The sequence below is a fragment of the Cronobacter muytjensii ATCC 51329 genome (genome assembly GCF_001277195.1).
Taxonomy (GTDB): Bacteria; Pseudomonadota; Gammaproteobacteria; order Enterobacterales; family Enterobacteriaceae; genus Cronobacter; species Cronobacter muytjensii.
The window spans coordinates 160,574-177,955 of record NZ_CP012268.1; the positions used below are offsets into that span (position 1 = coordinate 160,574).

The following is a 17,382-nucleotide window of genomic DNA, read 5'->3' on the forward strand; positions in this document are numbered from 1 at the left end:
TACCCGTTAATTTGTAAGCAGGATGAAATATATTAATTTAATAAGTCAGCCTCAAGTTACTTTCTCAAATTAACGTAAAACTCACCCGCACCCTTTTCGCGAGCTTTAGTGGAGTCTGTTTTACGCATCTGTTTATTTATGGATGCGCTAATCACGCATTGCCGCCTCAATTATTTGCGGCTCTTATTCCCCTTTTTCATTTCTCCGCAGACTTATTCGCACTTTCTTACAGGTTTTCTTTGCGATGCCGGAAGCGGCACTATATATCTGCCGGCTATTTTTTATTACAGGATCAGGGAAGCCGTTTACGTCGCGCGTATAAACGGAAGCCGGGAACAGGGATCGTTAAGGAATTCATGTGAGTGTTCGTCGTTCAAGCGTCTGTATCGCGATTATTTCAGTACTGGCTGGCGTTCATTCCCCGGCTTATGCTGAAGTCATGGCGAACCAGCAGGCATTAAACCAGCAACAACAGAATGAAGCCCGGCATGACAGCCTTGCTACTGAAAGTAAATCCTTACTTTCTGGCTCAAAGGATGAACATAAAGCGGGTCTGAACCTGCCAGATGAAAATCCCTGTTACCCTATTAATAATATTTTGTTTGAAAATAAAAATGCTGTCGCGCACTGGATGACCTTTCGGGATATCGTCCTGAGCGTGAAGGGAAAATGCATCGGTATTAATGGCCTGAAAGCCCTTCGTAACGCGGTGCAAAACCGCCTGATTGAACATGGCTATATCACAACGCGGGTCTTGATCCCCGCGCAGGATCTCAAAAGCGGCACGCTAACCTTTCACATTCTTCCCGGTACGATTAGCGATATTGTCTTCAAAGATGATTCCGGTAAATACATACATGCCATCAATAATTTTCCGGAAAAAAAAGGCGATGTGCTGGATTTACGCGGTCTTGAACAGGGGCTTGAGAATTTACAGCGCACGCCAGGCTCGAACGCCAGTATTCATTTACTTCCCGGTACGAAACCTGGCGAGACGCGGGTAGAGGTTACGCGTACGCAGCCCAAACACTGGCGGCTCGGCGCGTGGGCGGATGATGCCGGCAGCAAATATACAGGACGCTACCAGAGCGGGCTGGCGTTTTACCTCGATAATCTGACTTCACTGAATGATATGTTTTACGCCGCCTATGGCGGAGGGCTAAAAAATCTGGATGGCCGCCGCAGCGATAACGTCTCGGCGTTTTATTCCGTTCCGTGGGGCTACTGGCTGCTTGAACTTTATGGCAGCAAGTACCGTTATACCCAGACTATCCATGACGGCGCGTTTAGTTATCTCTACAGCGGGATCGAAAAATATCGCAGCGCCCAGTTAAGCCGCGTGATTTATCGCAGCAACAGTCAGAAAACCACGCTGGCGTTGAAGGCTTTTCGCCGGGACTCCACATACCTGCTTAACGATGTGGAAATCGAGGTGCAGCGGCGCAAAACCAGCAACTGGAAACTGTCGCTGGAGCACCTGGCGTATCTTTCTTTCGGCCAGATAAAAGCCCGTCTCGGCTACCAGAAGGCCGCGCACTGGTTTAACGAACAGGCGGATGCCGAAGAGGAAGTGGGCAATGCCGATGCGCAGGCGCGTATTCTCACGCTGGGCGTTGATGGCTCGTTTCCGTTCCGCGCAGGTAACCTCTCGATGAGTTATGAGCCGCATTTTATGTCGCAGACTTCGCCGGATCGCCTGACGCAGCCGGATAAATTTACCATCGGCAACCGCTGGACGGTACGCGGCTTTGACGGAGAGACGACACTGTATGCGGATAAAGGCTGGTATTTGCGCAACGATATCAACCTCAACCTGCCGCTGTGGGGCGTACAGCCTTATATGGGCGTGGATTATGGCGAAGTTAAAGGCTCGAAAAACGACTACTGGAGCGGAAAGCGCATCGCGGGCGCTGTGCTCGGCGTGCGGGGAGTGAAAGGCAAATTCGGGTACGATCTTTTCGCTGGCGCGCCGCTCTTAAAACCTGACAACATGCATACCAGCCCGTTCACGCTAGGCTTTGCAATGCAGTGGCAATACTGAGCGCCGCGCCAGATTTACGCTTCTTGCGAAAGTGATGTGTAAAATGACAGCATAACGCCAGCGGAATTTTGCCTTTTGCCGCGTAGTCTGCACACTTAGAGGGTAACGATTTTTAAGGGAGCAGCGTATGTGGTTTCAACAAACCCTGACATTAACAGCCAGACCGCGGGGTTTTCACCTTATTACTGATGAAATCGTCAGCCAGCTTCCCGCGCTTGCGCAGGTGCAGACGGGGTTGCTGCATCTGCTGCTTCAGCACACCTCAGCCTCTCTGACGCTCAACGAAAATTGCGATCCCTCGGTACGCCGGGATATGGAGCGCCATTTTCTTAAAGCCGCGCCTGAAAACGCGTCCTATGAACATGACGACGAAGGGCCGGACGATATGCCCGCGCACATTAAATCCTCCACCCTGGGGGTTTCCTTACTGTTGCCGGTAAAGCAGGGACGCCTGCTACTCGGCACCTGGCAGGGGATCTGGCTTGGGGAACATCGCAATCATGGCGGCTCGCGCAGGGTAGTCGCGACGCTTCAAGGAGAATCCTTATGACCCATTCTGAATTACTGGATTACTGCATGAAAAAACCGGGCGCTGAGCAAAGCGAGCATCGCGACTGGCAAGCGGCGCAAATAAAAGTCGGCGACGTGATGTTCGCGATGGTGCATGAGGCTGACCAGCGTCCTGCCGTGTCGCTGAAAACGAGCCCGGAGCTGGCGGAGCTGCTGCGCCAGGAGCATAAAGATGTCTTTCCCAGCGCGCAGCTCAATAAAGCGCACTGGAGCACGGTTTATCTTGACGGTAACTTACCGGATTCGCAGATCTACTATCTGGTCGACGCGTCGTATCAGCAGGCGCTCGGGCTGTTGCCTGAACAAACCCGACAGCAGCTTTCGGTATAAGGCATTTGCGCGGGCACAGACCCGCGCATTGGGTTTGAGCGTATGTTTCTGAGCCGCAGAAACCGGCGACGGTTATGCTGCCTGAAGCAGATAAAAATGATGTTTTGTCTGAATATAAACCCGCGCTGAAATTAACGTCAGGGTTGATATGTCTCTTTTGCTGAATGCGTCTGGCCCTCAATGTCAGGCAGTTCCTTTTTTATTGTGAATAAATCAAAAGCGTTCTTAAATACACTTCCTTCCCCTGTTCTCTGATTGTTTTGCAATATATTGAACATTTAGTGCGTCATTAAAATAACTGAGGTTTTTTGTTCGTTGGTTATGTATTCATGTGAGTTATTTGTCTCGGCGAGAATAATTGCGGCTTGTTTTTGGTTTCATATTTAAAAGATATAATTGAAGCGGTAATTATGACGCGCATGTTTTTATTATGAATTGTACGGCATTAATAAATGGCATGAATTTGTACGTCATATTGCCCTGGAATTGAACAGAAAAAGGAAAAGGAAATGAAAAACAGGAAAGAAGTAAAAAGCGTAGCTAAGCATACGCTTTATGCGAAAATGGGCCCGGTTTGCTTCGCGACGCTTTTAGCACTGGGGATGGTTGAATCGGCGAAAGCGGCGATTACCGCAGATACCAGCGCGGCAAATCAGCCAGGCATTCATACTGGCGCAAATGGCGCAACGGTTGTCGATATCAACAAAGCCAGCGAGCAGGGCGTTTCGCACAATATTTACTCTGAATTTAATGTAGACAAAAATGGCGTAGTGCTGAACAACAGCACGGCTAACACCTCTACCCAGCTCGCTGGCAACATCGACGCTAACAGCAATCTCGCCGGTAACAGCGCGACGATTATCCTTAACGAAGTGCGTTCGTCCGACCCAAGCCAGTTGAACGGTATGGTGGAAGTGGCAGGCAAATCTGCTCAGGTTATTATCGCTAACCCGTCAGGCATTACCTGCGACGGCTGCGGTTTCATTAATACTAACCATGCCTCGCTGACGACAGGGACGCCAACTTTTGATGACGATGGGAAACTGACCGGCGTAAAAGTGGACAAAGGCGAAATCGTTATTACTGGCGCAGGTATGGATGTCGGTAATGATGGCAAGCCGGCGTACACCGATATCGTGGCCCGCTCCGTGAAACTGAACGGGGAATTGCAGGCTAAAAATCTCACCATCGTGACCGGCACCAACAGCATTGATGCTAAGGGTAAAGTCACGAAACTGGATTCAGATGGCGATAAGCCGGAACTGGCGCTGGACGTTTCTGCTCTGGGTTCAATGTATGCCGGCAAAATTAAAATGATCGGTACTGAAGAAGGCGTTGGCGTTCGTCTTGATCACGCCAATATCATTGCTGATGACAATTTGAGCATTGATGTTGAGGGGCAGTTAACCAATCACGGCGGCCTGATCGCAGCGGGTAAACAAGGAAATATCAGCGCCGCATCCCTGGTGAATAATAACGCAGAGATTCGCTCTGAAGATGTTTTGAATATTCAGACCAATGAAGGTGGTGAAATTCAAAACCGTGGCGGCGAAATAACAGGTCGTAGCGTTAATATCCGCAGCGCTAATTTTGATAACGAAAGCGGCCATGTAGAGTCAAAAGGCACCCTCTCCATGAACGGTTCAACGCTTAATAATAAAGGTGGCCAGATTCAGAGTGGCGATGATGCCTGGCTTAACTATAACTATCACAACCGGCTTGAACCGGAAGTCATCAGCCTTGATAATGAACAGGGCGTGATCGCTTCTGATGGTAACCTCAGTATCGCTGCCACAGTGCTTAATAATAATGCAGGTTTGATAGAGGCGCATAATACTCTCGCGTTAAGTGGTGTTACCCTGATTAATACTAATAGCGGCGATTTCGTTTCTAAGGAAGACTGGAGCCGTAATTACCATAATGACGGCGGGATCTACTCTGGTGAAGGGGATGTCAGAGACACCCATAATCGTTATGGCGGCCCGACTTCTACTATTGCTTATGGTACTATTAACAATGAAAATGGCCGTATTTTCTCTACAGGCGAGAATACGCAGCTTTATTTAAATGGGAATGGCGCGCTCGATAATAAAAACGGCGAAATAAACTCAGCAAATACCCTGAATATTGTTTATGGCACGACGGTGGATAACAGCAGTGGCGTTATCAAAGGCAAGAAAGATGTCGTCATTGCTGGCAATAATTTTGTTTCAGATTCATCAAGCGTTATTACTGCGGGCCGCGACGCTACTTTTAGCGTCTATAACCGCTTTGCAAACGAAGGCCTGATTCAGGCTGGTAATAATTTTAAACTGGATATGCGTGGTGGGCACGGCCCGGTATCTACCGATAATTACAACAGCGGTAAGATTGTGGCGGCTAACCAGGTTCAGTTTCAGACCCAGCAGCATGACTTCGTGAACCAGGGGGAAATTAACGGCGCGAATGGCATTAGCTGGACGGGTGATAAGGTAACGAACAAAGGTACTATCGCCAGCAATGGCGACGTCTATTTCTCCGTTAAAAAGCTGACGAATGCTAAAGGTGCATCTATCAGCGGCGAAGAAGTGATTACCGCAGCCAATACAATCGTTGATAATCAGGGAACCATTACCCCTGATTACGTTCCGCAACCGCAACCGCAACCAGGCCCGCAGCCGCGTCCTGAGCCGCAGCCACGTCCTGAGCCGCAGCCGCGTCCTGAGCCGCAGCCACATCCTGAGCCTCAACCTCAACCGCGCCCTGATGATTATCATGTCCCGGTTAATCCGCAACCACAGCCACAGCCGCAAGTGCAGCCAGTACCGAGCGATATCGCCCACCCGGCGAACAATAATAGTAGTGGTAGCGCTACTTACTACCGCCGTTAATCCTCTCCCTTAAGAGAAGTTAAATGCCCTGCTTTGCGGGGCATTTTTTATAGGGCAAGAAGACGGGTTAAACGCGGCTTCGGAGAATAAGGGTAGGGGGAATTCAGAATAAAAAAATCCGGGCCTGCTGACCCGGATTATAATTTACTGATTTAACAGGGGCTTAAGGAAGCGTGCGGTATGCGACTCTTTGCACTCCGCCACGGTTTCCGGCGTGCCGGAGACGAGGATCTCACCGCCGCCGCTGCCGCCTTCCGGGCCAAGATCGACAATCCAGTCGGCCGTTTTGATGACATCCAGGTTATGCTCAATCACCACGATCGTGTTGCCCTGATCCCTGAGCTGATGGAGCACTTGCAGCAGTTGCTGAATATCCGCGAAGTGCAGACCGGTGGTCGGCTCATCAAGAATGTAAAGCGTCTGGCCGGTCCCGCGTTTTGAGAGCTCGCGGGCGAGCTTCACGCGCTGGGCTTCACCGCCGGAGAGCGTTGTCGCAGACTGGCCGAGACGAATGTAAGTCAGGCCCACATCCATTAGCGTTTGCAGCTTACGCGCCAGCGCCGGCACCGCGTCGAAGAACTCACGCGCCTCTTCGATAGTCATGTCCAGCACTTCGTGGATAGTCTTACCTTTGTACTTAATTTCCAGCGTTTCGCGGTTGTAGCGCTTGCCTTTACACTGGTCGCACGGCACGTAGATATCCGGCAGGAAGTGCATCTCCACCTTGATAACGCCGTCGCCCTGACATGCTTCGCAACGTCCGCCGCGGACGTTAAAGCTGAAGCGGCCCGGCGTATAGCCACGCGAGCGCGATTCCGGTACGCCAGCGAACAGCTCGCGCACCGGCGTAAAGACGCCCGTATACGTTGCAGGGTTCGAGCGCGGCGTGCGGCCAATCGGGCTCTGGTCAATATCAATGACCTTATCGAAATGCTCCATCCCCTGAATGTCGCGATAGGGCGCAGGCTCGGCGATAGTCGCGCCGTTGAGCTGGCGCTGGGCTATCGGGAACAGCGTATCGTTAATCAGCGTCGATTTGCCGGAACCGGAAACGCCGGTTACGCAGGTAAACAGACCAACCGGCAGCGTCAGCGTGACGTCTTTCAGGTTGTTGCCGCGCGCGCCGGTGAGTTTCAGCACTTTTTCCGGGTCCGCCTTCACGCGTTCTTTCGGCACTTCAATTTTGCGTTTACCGCTCATGAATTGCCCGGTCAGTGATTCCGGCACCGCCATGATCGCGTCAAGCGGGCCTTCCGCCACGACCTGGCCGCCGTGTACGCCAGCGCCAGGGCCGATGTCTATCACATGATCGGCGGCGCGAATGGCGTCTTCATCGTGCTCTACCACAATCACGGTATTGCCGAGGTTACGCAGATGGATAAGCGTGCCGAGCAAACGTTCGTTATCGCGCTGGTGCAGGCCGATAGATGGCTCATCCAGCACGTACATCACGCCCACCAGACCGGCGCCAATCTGGCTTGCCAGACGAATACGCTGCGCTTCGCCGCCGGAGAGCGTTTCCGCTGAGCGGGAAAGCGTCAGATAGTTCAGGCCGACGTTCACCAGGAATTTCAGGCGATCGCCAATCTCTTTCAGCACTTTTTCCGCGATTTTGGCGCGCTGGCCGGAGAGCTTCATGTTGTTGAAGAACTCCATCGCATGACCGATGCTCATGTCGGAAATGGTCGGCAGCGCGGTATTTTCTACAAATACGTGGCGCGCTTCGCGACGCAGACGCGTACCTTCACAAGTCGCGCACGGACGGTTGCTGATAAATTTCGCCAGCTCTTCGCGCACCGCGTTGGATTCGGTCTCTTTATAGCGGCGCTCCATATTATGCAGCACGCCTTCGAACGGATGACGACGCACAGACGTATCGCCGCGATCGTTCATATATTTAAATTCGATCGTCTCTTTACCGGAGCCGAACAGCACCGCTTTCTGTACTTTATCGCTGAGCGTGTTCCACGGCGCTTCCACGTCGAATTTATAGTGGTCGGCGAGCGAGCGCAGCATCTGGAAATAGTAGAAGTTACGGCGATCCCAGCCGCGGATAGCGCCGCCCGCAAGCGACAGCTCGGTGTTCTGCACCACGCGATCCGGATCGAAATATTGCTGCACGCCGAGCCCGTCGCAGGTCGGACACGCGCCAGCCGGGTTGTTAAACGAGAACAGGCGCGGCTCAAGCTCGCGCATGCTGTAGCCGCACACCGGGCAGGCGAAGTTGGCGGAGAACAGCAGCTCTTCCGCTTTTTCATCGTCCATATCCGCCACGACCGCCGTGCCGCCGGAAAGCTCCAGCGCGGTTTCAAATGACTCCGCCAGGCGCTGGGCTAAATCCTCACGCACCTTAAAGCGGTCCACCACCACTTCGATGGTGTGTTTTTTCTGCAATTCAAGCTTCGGCGGATCGGAAAGATCGCACACCTCGCCATCAATACGGGCGCGGATATACCCCTGGCTTGCCAGGTTTTCCAGCGTTTTGGTGTGCTCGCCTTTACGTTCTTTGATGACCGGCGCCAGCAACATCAGACGCTTGCCTTCCGGCAACGCGAGTACGTTATCCACCATCTGACTGACGGTCTGGGCGGCCAGCGTCACGTCGTGATCCGGGCAACGCGGCTCGCCGACGCGGGCATACAGCAGGCGCAGGTAATCGTGAATTTCAGTAATGGTACCCACAGTAGAACGCGGGTTATGGGAGGTCGACTTCTGCTCGATGGAAATCGCGGGCGACAGCCCTTCAATATGGTCGACGTCCGGCTTTTCCATCAGCGACAGGAACTGACGCGCGTACGCGGAAAGCGACTCGACATAACGGCGCTGCCCTTCGGCGTAGAGCGTGTCGAAAGCCAGCGAAGACTTGCCGGAACCCGACAGCCCGGTCACGACGATGAGTTTGTCGCGCGGAATGACGAGGTTGATATTTTTGAGATTGTGGGTGCGGGCGCCCCGAACTTCTATCTTATCCATTCACCTTTCCTGGATTTGAACGCTAATGCCTGGGTGTTTGAAGGACAACCGGTGGCCAGAAACGGTTAATTATGACACAATTTAACCTGAATGGATATCCAGTATTTATTTGCAACCGTGTATACTGTGTGAACATTTCCTGAAGCCGTCTCGCAGCTATCAACATTGAAGGCTGACGTGGTAGAATGGAATGTTTACACTATTAAGAAATGTTTTCAGGAGACACGATCATGGCCAGCAGAGGCGTAAACAAGGTGATTCTCGTCGGTAATCTGGGGCAGGACCCGGAAGTACGCTACATGCCGAACGGCGGGGCCGTGGCGAACCTGCGCCTGGCAACTTCCGAATCCTGGCGCGACAAGCAGACCGGTGAGATGAAAGAAGTGACCGAATGGCACAGCGTGGTGCTGTACGGCAAGCTGGCGGAAGTGGCGGGCGAATACCTGCGCAAAGGCTCGCAGATCTACATCGAAGGCCAGCTGCGCACCCGTAAGTGGCAGGATCAGAGCGGTCAGGATCGCTACTCTACCGAAGTCGTGGTTAACGTCGGCGGCACCATGCAGATGCTGGGCGGCCGTCAGGGCGGCGGCGCACCGGCAGGCGGCAACATGGGCGGCGGCCAGCAGCAGGGCGGTTGGGGTCAGCCTCAGCAGCCGCAGCAGCAGGGTGGCGGCGCGCAGTTCAGCGGCGGCGCGCAGTCCCGTCCGCAGCAGCAGGCTCCGGCGCCTTCCAATGAACCGCCGATGGATTTCGACGACGATATCCCGTTCTGATACGCGGCGCTCCGTCCGGGCGCCCTGTCAGCATGCACCGAAAAGCTCTGCCTCCGGCAGGGCTTTTTCTTTATCCGCGGTTTTATTTCTGCGCTTTCCTGCTTTGTCGCCCTGTGCTTATTCAGCGCGTTATTTATCTTTCTTTTCTGCCGCTTTTCTGCGCGCCTCTCGCTGAACTATGGCTTTATCTGCGCCATTAACCACTGACCTGATGCGAAAACGGTAATATGTAAGCCATTCGGAGGCTTTTTAAGCATCAACCCGTTCCGCCTCTGGCTGGCGATAGAAATAAGCCATAAATGAACGGCATAGCGCTTTTACGTAGTGGCGCGCTAAATCTCGCCGGGCGATTGCCGATATAGCTTTCATGAAGCATCCAGACGCTCTATACGTTTTCGGCAGGGATGCCCCGACTTCAGGTTAGCCCATGTCAGAAAGAGATCGCGACCAACTTCTTAGCCAGGCGACCGACCAATACTGGCAACACATTATCCCGATCGTCTGGCTGGCGTTGATGATTCACGTCGGGCTGATTTTTCTGTTTCTGTCGATGGGGATCCCGACGCTCGCCATTTTTAACATCTTCAGCGTGATGGTTTATATCCATTGTCTGAATGAGATAGAGCATTACCGGTATCTTTATGTCGGCACTCTGATGAGCGTGGAGATCCTGGCGCACGCCATCGCCACCACGGTAATGCTGGGCTGGGAGAGCAATTTTTATCTGTTTGTGTTTTCGCTTATCCCGATTGTGTCGTTCAGCTTTCAGCAGGTGCCGGTGCGGCGCGCGATATTCCTGACGGCTATTGCGGTGCTTGGCACCGTGGGCTATGCCCTGCGCGATCATATGGGGACAGCGTCCGGCTTAAGCGCGCCGGTATTAAATGGCATCGGCATCGCCAATGCTGTGATGGCGATTGGGCTTCTGATGTATACGACGCTGCGCTCGGTTGAATTCACGCACACCATGAAATTCGATCTCTTTAACACCGCCAGCCGCGACAGTCTGACGAATCTCTATACCCGGCGTCACTTTATGCACCAGGTATCGCTACTGGAAAAAGAGTCCGGTAGTCATGATGTGGCGCTGCTGCTGCTGGATATCGACCATTTTAAAGCGATCAATGATAGCTGCGGCCACAGTTACGGGGATATGATTTTGCAGCGCATCGCGCGGGCAATCACCGATAACGTGCGTGAAAGCGATATCGTGGCGCGCTGGGGCGGCGAGGAGTTTCTGGTGCTGATGCCTGAGACCTCGCTGTCGGATGCGAGACGGGTGGCGGAGCGCCTGCTGACGCGCATTCAGGAGTGGGTCGGGCAGACGGACAAGAACCCACGTGAAGTGACCGCCACGCTGGCACTCAGCGCGCTCGGCAAAGAAGAAGGGTTTGAGAGGGCGCTTAACCGTGCCGATAAAATGTTGTACGCCGGTAAGCAGCAGGGGCGAAACCGGCTGGTGATCGCCGATTAACGTGCTGATTACGCATCAAAAAATCATGAAAAGTAACCCCCGGGTACCTCTTAGTTAGCATTTTCCCGGTGATAACGAAGTGACATGCTTTGCGATTCCTTCCTGTGCGACGGCGTTTATTGACGCGCGCGCCAGTTGCCGCCCGCAGGTGAATTTCACACAGGGAACGCACGCGATGACACAGGAAAATAACCCGTTTACCGCCGCCTGGAGCCGTAACGGCAATCTGCTCTGCCACGGCCACTGGATGATTACGTTCGAAGAGCGTCCGGTGACGCTGCCGCCACACTGGCAGGAAAAAGCGATGAACACCTGGGGGATCTATTCGATTATCGATCCGGAAGATGAAATGTTCGCTGACGGACTCAAAGAGGATGAGTGGATTGTCGAAAACGTCGAATGGCTGACCGACTGGTTTTTCGATAACGGCATTCCGCTTGAGGAGTACTACTATCGTGCCTTCTGGCGGGCGGTGAATAAAGCGGACTGGCGCTGCACCAGCTGCGCGGGGTGTATGTAAACGCAGGGCACAAAAAAGCCCCTGGCGCAGGGGCTTTAATCAGCGAGCGGGCAAATCAGGTCACCACCATCGGCCATTCCGGCGGTGTATGACTCATCACTTCCACCATGATGTCTTTCATATTGTGCCAGATGGCGTGGAAGTCGATGCTCACCCCGAGCAGACCGGTGGCGAAGACGCAGGAGGCGACAATGCCCAGACCGCTGCTGATCACCGCCAGCGCCTGGTAGTCAGATTTGCGAAACTGAATATTAAGAGTGCTGGCCAGAAACATTAAAACCGCACCCAGAAGTTGCCAGCGCATCAGTACCATGCTGGCGGTAAGCGTAGCCATGAAACCTGTCCTCAAAACGACCTGCCGCGCGGGTGGCCAGGGAGAGGTGGGCCTGGCGCGGCGTTAAAATTTAACGTGACGGCAAGCATGTAAACTTGCACACTAAGTGTGAACTGTATCACATTTGTTGTTTTATTCGCCAGTCTGGCGGCTGCGCTTTGTTGAAAAAATCACCCTGGCAAGGGGGGCATGATCCCGCATGCGATGAAAATGTTCAGAAATAACGCAATACACAAAAAAGCGGTTTTTTAGATTTAACCGATGCGGGCATTCCCATTTCGACATAAAAAAAGCAGGCCGTACATTTTTTCGGCAATCATGATTAATTTAACTTAAATCGTTTTCTGGAACGGTTGATGAATTTTAGGGCCAGCATTAGCGTAAATATTTCACTTAAGAAAAATTAAATAGCCGTTGGCATTTTCCCTTACGGCAAATTTTAATCTTTCACGCGAAATATTGACCTGGTAACTGGAAAAGGCTATTGCCAATGCCTGCTGATTGATGCAACGTAAACACCTGTTTGCGACGTGTCTCATCAGGTAATAAATGTGACACAGAAAGCAGGGATATGAGGCCATAATGAATTTCAGGGCACGACGGCAGGCGTTGCGAATCTCAGGCATAATCATGGTGGTCTTACTGCCTGTGATGCTTGCGCTTTGGCTCGCCCACCATCGGGCTGTCAACGAAACGCGCGCGCATCTGGATACCTTCGCGCAGCTTGTGCTCAACCGTACCGAACTGGTGCTAAGCCACGTCGAGAAAGCCCGTAATGAAGCCGAAAAATATCAGGGTGAAATATGCTCGCCAGCCCATCAGCGCAATATGCTGGATATTGCTCGCGGTCAGATTTATGTCGAAGACTTAATTTATGCTCAGGGTGATGAGTTATTATGCTCGCCCCTGTTCGATCAGCCTTTTATTCTCTCTCCGGCGAATTATACGCGCACACCGGATATCGCCTTCTATTATTACCGTGACACGCCGTTCTACTCCGGCCACAAAATGATTTATTTGCGTAAAGGCAATTATGTCGCGGTGGTTAACCCTCTCTCTTTTAGTGAAATATTAACGAACGACACCGCGCTGACTTACGGCGTTTATGATACTGCGACCCGGGCGTTTTTTTCATTGAGTGAAAAAACAGACGCCCATACGCTGGCACCGTTCGCGCGCGCGCATAAAACCGATTTTCAAAAAGAAGGCCGCTTCTGGTCGATAGTCGTCTCGGGCAAACGCCCCATCGCCATTGTCGTTTCGACGTCCGAGACCTGGTTCTGGCAGGCGTGGCGGCGTCAGATGTCAGTAATGTTGCCGCTTGGGCTGCTGATGGGCGGCCTTTTGGTGTTTATCAGCACCCGCACTCGCCACCGCTTTAATTCACCGAGCCGCCAGCTGCAGCGCGCCTTGCAAAAGCGCATGCTGCGCCTGCATTACCAGCCGATTATGGATATCAAACACGGTATGTGCGTTGGCGCGGAAGCGCTGCTGCGCTGGCCGGGCTATAACGGTCAGGTAATGAGTCCAGCGGAATTTATTCCGCTCGCGGAAAAAACCGGGATGATCGCGCAGGTAACGGATTATGTAGTCGAAGAGTTATTTAATGACTTAGGCCATTTCTTAGCGACCCATCCGCAAATTTATATCTCCATTAACCTTTCGGCATCCGATTTCCATTCGTCGCGTCTGATTGCATTAATTGAAGGCAAGAATAGCCAGCACGGCGTGCGGGCGCAGCAAATCAAGATAGAAGTGACCGAACGGGGTTTTATTGATGTGCCGCGCACCACGCCGGTTATACAGGCATTTCGTCAGTCGGGCTTTGAGATTGCCATTGACGATTTCGGCACCGGATATTCCAATCTGCATAATCTCTATTCGCTGAACGTCGATATTCTGAAAATCGATAAATCGTTTATCGATACCTTAACCACCAACAGCACCAGTCATTTGATCGCCGAGCATATTATTGATATGGCCCATAGCCTGCGGTTGAAAATCATCGCCGAAGGCGTGGAAACCGCAGAGCAGGTGGCCTGGCTGTTAAAGCGCGGCGTGCAGTATTGTCAGGGCTGGCATTTTTCAAAAGCGCTGTCGCAGCAAGAGTTTATCACCTGGCTGCAACAGGATGACGCCCGGGCGATGCCGGGCTGGCAGAACTGCGTCGTTAACCGTCAGGCGCTTTGACGATAATCGCTCGGCGTGCGGTCAAACTGGCGGCGGAAAATACGCGAAAACGTCTGCTGCGACACATAACCATAATCCATCGCGATATCAAATATCGGCCGCCGGGTCGTGCGCAATTCCTGCGCCGCCAGCTGTAGCCGACGTTTTCGAATGTATTCTCCGAGCGTCTGGTGCATTACGGTGCGAAACATCCGCTGTAAATACCATTTCGAATAGCCCGACTTCTTTGCCACCACGTCGATGTTCAGTGGCTGGTCAATATGCTCCTCAATCCATTGCGTCAGTGCGTGGATAATTTCCTGATGTGACATAAGCCGTCCTCTTCCTCAGTTATGGGTTAGCCGTTCTTCTGAGCGGCGAGTATAATTCCTCAAGTTAACTTGAGGTAAAGCCCCAGATGGAAAAGAAAGCACCCCGAATCAAATCGCTGCTCACGCCGGGCGAAGTTGCGAAGCGCAGCGGCGTCGCAGTCTCTGCGCTGCACTTTTATGAGACCAAAGGGTTGATCAAAAGCACCCGCAACAGCGGCAACCAGCGCCGTTACCGGCGCGATGTGTTGCGCCAGGTAGCGATCATTAAAATCGCCCAGCGTATCGGCATTCCACTCGCGACGATTGGCGAAGCTATCGGCGTCCTGCCGGAAGGCCAAAACCTGAGTCCGAAAGTCTGGAAACAGCTCTCCACCCAGTGGCGCGAGGAGCTGGACCGGCGCATCAAAACGCTGACTGCGCTGCGCGACGATCTCGACGGCTGCATCGGCTGCGGGTGTTTGTCGCACCGCGATTGTCCGCTGCGCAACCCTGAAGACCGGCTCGGCGCGCAGGGCAGTGGGGCGCGACTGCTGGAAGATGAATAGGCACCGGCTAAACAAATCCTGTGCGTCAGCGATGGATTCTCTATAGTTAATGCAATGAAAAGCGAAAGGAAAACGCCATGCTGACGGTCCATCATCTGAATAACTCCCGCTCGCAGCGCATTCTTTTTGCGCTGGAAGAGCTGGGTCTGCCCTATGAGCTGGTGCGTTACCAGCGCGAGCCCACCATGCTGGCGCCGCCTGCGCTGAAGAAAGTGCATCCGCTTGGCAAATCGCCGGTGCTGGAAGATAACGGCCATAAAATTATCGAGTCCGGCGCCATTCTGGAATATCTCCAGGAGACCTATGACGCCACGCAGCGCCTGAAGCCGCAGGATGCCGAAGAAAAAATGCAGTACCGCATCTGGCTGCACTACGCCGAAGGATCGCTGATGCCGCTGCTGATGATGAAACTGGTTTTCAGCAGCCTCGGTAAAAAGCCGGTGCCGATAGGCTTTCGCACGCTCGGCAAAGCGCTCGGGCAGGGCGTACAAAAAGCCTGGCTGAATAAGCAGATCGCCACCCATACGCGCTTTATTGAGGATCATCTGACGCTACACCCGTGGTTTGCCGGACAGAGCTTCAGCATGGCCGATATTCAGATGAGCTTTCCGATTATCGCCCTGCTGGCGCGCAGCGATGCCGGCGAGTTCCGCCAGCTGCGCGCGTGGCTCAATAACCTGCAGGCGCGCCCGGCCTGGCAGCGCGCCATTGAAAAAGGCGGCCCGCTGGAGATCCCCGGCGGCTGACGCTCCCCGGCCTTCCCCGGAAGGCCATTTTTTTGCGCATCGACGATATCGTTTGCGCAGCCTACGCTGAATTATTCATCAGCCAGCGCAGGTTTTTGGCAAAAGCCGTAAAGTTCAGTTGAAAATCCCCGTCCGGAGGCTGGATAATCGTTTGCCTTAAAATTTTGCCGTTTTTTGCGCGTGGAGTTAAACGTTTGCTTTTTGTGGCCATTTCAACACCACAAACAGAACGCAGGGAGTTAACGTTTGATCCGCAGCGGGTTGTTTGCCACGCGCGAGTTATAAAAAATACTCACTTTCAGGGGATGTCTCATTATGTCTACGCCTTCTGCGCGTAACGGCGGTTCGCTCGACGCCTTCTTTAAAATTTCCGCACGCGGCAGCAATGTCCGTCAGGAAGTCGTTGCCGGTCTCACCACGTTTCTGGCGATGGTCTATTCGGTGATTGTCGTGCCGGGCATGCTCGGCAAAGCGGGCTTTCCGCCTGCCGCCGTGTTCGTCGCCACCTGTCTGGTCGCAGGCGTCGGCTCCATCGTCATGGGGCTGTGGGCAAATCTGCCGCTCGCTATCGGTTGCGCCATCTCGCTGACCGCGTTTACCGCGTTTAGCCTGGTGCTCGGCCAGCACATCAGCGTGCCGGTCGCGCTCGGCGCGGTTTTCCTGATGGGCGTACTGTTTACCGTCATTTCCGCGACCGGCATTCGCAGCTGGATCCTGCGCAACCTGCCGCAGGGCGTGGCGCACGGCACCGGTATCGGCATTGGCCTGTTCCTGCTGCTGATTGCCGCCAACGGCGTGGGCCTGGTCATCAAGAACCCGCTCGACGGCCTGCCGGTGGCGCTCGGTCATTTCGCGAGCTTCCCGGTGATCATGTCGCTTATCGGTCTGGCGGTGATTATCGGGCTGGAAAAACTCAAAGTGCCGGGCGGCATTCTGCTCACCATCATCGGCATCTCTGTGGTGGGCCTGATTTTCGACCCGACGGTGAAATTCACAGGCCTGTTCGCGATGCCGTCGCTGAGCGATGAGCACGGCAATTCGCTGATCGGCAGCCTCGATATCATGGGCGCGCTCGACCCGGTCGTGATCCCAAGCGTGCTGGCGCTGGTCATGACGGCGGTATTTGACGCCACCGGCACCATCCGCGCGGTCGCAGGCCAGGCGAATCTGCTGGATAAAGACGGCCAGATTATCGATGGCGGCAAAGCGCTGACGACGGATTCGCTCTCCAGCGTCTTCTCGGGTCTGGTGGGCGCGGCTCCGGCGGCGGTCTACATCGAATCCGCCGCAGGCACTGCCGCGGGCGGCAAAACCGGCCTGACGGCGATCACCGTCGGCGTGCTGTTCCTGCTGATCCTGTTCCTCTCGCCGCTCTCTTACCTGGTGCCGGCTTACGCTACCGCGCCGGCGCTGATGTATGTCGGCCTGCTGATGCTCAGCAACGTGGCGAAAATCGATTTCAACGATTTCGTTGACGCGATGGCTGGCCTTATCACCGCGGTATTTATCGTCCTGACCTGCAACATCGTCACCGGCATTATGATCGGTTTCGCGTCGCTGGTGATTGGCCGCCTGGTTTCCGGCGAGTTCCGTAAGCTCAATATCGGCACCGTGGTTATCGCCATTGCGCTGGTCGCTTTCTACGCGGGCGGCTGGGCAATCTAAATATTCCTTTAACAAAGCGGGCTACGGCCCGCTTTTTCCG

The 17,382-nt window shown here is 53.7% G+C and carries 15 protein-coding genes; 11 read left to right on the forward strand and 4 right to left on the reverse strand.

Annotated elements, in window-relative coordinates; genetic code table 11:
- Window positions 1–358: 358 nt before the first annotated feature.
- The 4 genes from AFK63_RS00845 to AFK63_RS00860 all read left to right on the forward strand — a co-directional run bounded on the left by AFK63_RS00845 (window position 359) and on the right by AFK63_RS00860 (window position 5,811).
- Window positions 359–2,041: a ShlB/FhaC/HecB family hemolysin secretion/activation protein gene (locus tag AFK63_RS00845; RefSeq protein ID WP_038867359.1), complete on the forward strand. Its 1,683-nt coding sequence runs from the start codon at window positions 359–361 to the stop codon at window positions 2,039–2,041.
- Between the two features lie 127 nt (window positions 2,042–2,168).
- Entirely contained in the window at window positions 2,169–2,591 is a 423-nt protein-coding gene (locus AFK63_RS00850; RefSeq protein ID WP_038867361.1) for a secondary thiamine-phosphate synthase enzyme YjbQ, read from the forward strand.
- Entirely contained in the window at window positions 2,588–2,941 is a 354-nt protein-coding gene (locus tag AFK63_RS00855) for an MmcQ/YjbR family DNA-binding protein (protein ID WP_038867364.1), read from the forward strand. The genes AFK63_RS00850 and AFK63_RS00855 overlap by 4 nt, the downstream gene beginning before the upstream one ends.
- Before the next feature lie 509 nt (window positions 2,942–3,450).
- Window positions 3,451–5,811, forward strand: coding sequence for a filamentous hemagglutinin N-terminal domain-containing protein (locus AFK63_RS00860; RefSeq protein ID WP_071603780.1), 2,361 nt, complete (start codon window positions 3,451–3,453; stop codon window positions 5,809–5,811).
- 144 nt (window positions 5,812–5,955) lie between these two features.
- On the opposite strand, the gene uvrA is transcribed toward AFK63_RS00860, so the two are convergent.
- Complete coding sequence (gene uvrA, locus AFK63_RS00865) at window positions 5,956–8,784, reverse strand: excinuclease ABC subunit UvrA (RefSeq protein WP_038867366.1); 2,829 nt, start codon at window positions 8,782–8,784, stop codon at window positions 5,956–5,958.
- Between the two features lie 230 nt (window positions 8,785–9,014).
- Between uvrA and ssb1 the strand changes: the two genes are divergently transcribed.
- The 3 genes from ssb1 to AFK63_RS00880 all read left to right on the forward strand — a co-directional run bounded on the left by ssb1 (window position 9,015) and on the right by AFK63_RS00880 (window position 11,551).
- The gene (gene ssb1 / locus AFK63_RS00870) at window positions 9,015–9,557 is read left to right on the forward strand and encodes a single-stranded DNA-binding protein SSB1 (protein WP_007702264.1); all 543 of its coding nucleotides are present in this window, start codon (window positions 9,015–9,017) and stop codon (window positions 9,555–9,557) included.
- 427 nt (window positions 9,558–9,984) lie between these two features.
- Window positions 9,985–11,031, forward strand: a complete 1,047-nt coding sequence (locus AFK63_RS00875; protein ID WP_038867369.1) for a GGDEF domain-containing protein — start codon at window positions 9,985–9,987, stop codon at window positions 11,029–11,031.
- Between the two features lie 175 nt (window positions 11,032–11,206).
- Window positions 11,207–11,551: a hypothetical protein gene (locus AFK63_RS00880; RefSeq protein ID WP_038867371.1), complete on the forward strand. Its 345-nt coding sequence runs from the start codon at window positions 11,207–11,209 to the stop codon at window positions 11,549–11,551.
- Between the two features lie 55 nt (window positions 11,552–11,606).
- Here AFK63_RS00880 and AFK63_RS00885 read toward each other — a convergent pair whose 3' ends face one another.
- Window positions 11,607–11,885, reverse strand: coding sequence for a YjcB family protein (locus tag AFK63_RS00885; RefSeq protein ID WP_038867374.1), 279 nt, complete (start codon window positions 11,883–11,885; stop codon window positions 11,607–11,609).
- Between the two features lie 582 nt (window positions 11,886–12,467).
- Between AFK63_RS00885 and AFK63_RS00890 the strand changes: the two genes are divergently transcribed.
- Entirely contained in the window at window positions 12,468–14,075 is a 1,608-nt protein-coding gene (locus AFK63_RS00890; RefSeq protein WP_144420880.1) for an EAL domain-containing protein, read from the forward strand.
- Here the strand turns inward: AFK63_RS00890 and soxS are convergent.
- The gene (gene soxS, locus AFK63_RS00895; RefSeq protein ID WP_038867379.1) at window positions 14,063–14,386 is read right to left on the reverse strand and encodes a superoxide response transcriptional regulator SoxS; all 324 of its coding nucleotides are present in this window, start codon (window positions 14,384–14,386) and stop codon (window positions 14,063–14,065) included. The two genes, AFK63_RS00890 and soxS, sit on opposite strands and share 13 nt — an antisense overlap.
- Window positions 14,387–14,472: 86 nt before the next feature.
- Between soxS and soxR the strand changes: the two genes are divergently transcribed.
- The gene (soxR, locus tag AFK63_RS00900) at window positions 14,473–14,931 is read left to right on the forward strand and encodes a redox-sensitive transcriptional activator SoxR (protein WP_038867382.1); all 459 of its coding nucleotides are present in this window, start codon (window positions 14,473–14,475) and stop codon (window positions 14,929–14,931) included.
- A 77-nt stretch (window positions 14,932–15,008) separates the two neighbouring features.
- Complete coding sequence (locus AFK63_RS00905) at window positions 15,009–15,677, forward strand: glutathione S-transferase family protein (protein ID WP_038867385.1); 669 nt, start codon at window positions 15,009–15,011, stop codon at window positions 15,675–15,677.
- A 61-nt stretch (window positions 15,678–15,738) separates the two neighbouring features.
- Here AFK63_RS00905 and AFK63_RS21380 read toward each other — a convergent pair whose 3' ends face one another.
- Complete coding sequence (locus AFK63_RS21380; RefSeq protein WP_155884343.1) at window positions 15,739–15,888, reverse strand: hypothetical protein; 150 nt, start codon at window positions 15,886–15,888, stop codon at window positions 15,739–15,741.
- 104 nt (window positions 15,889–15,992) lie between these two features.
- Here AFK63_RS21380 and ghxP point away from each other — a divergent pair, with 104 nt between their 5' ends.
- Window positions 15,993–17,342 carry a guanine/hypoxanthine transporter GhxP gene (ghxP, locus tag AFK63_RS00910; RefSeq protein WP_038867387.1) on the forward strand — a complete coding sequence of 450 codons (1,350 nt, stop codon included), beginning with the start codon at window positions 15,993–15,995 and terminating at the stop codon, window positions 17,340–17,342.
- Window positions 17,343–17,382: the final 40 nt, after the last annotated feature.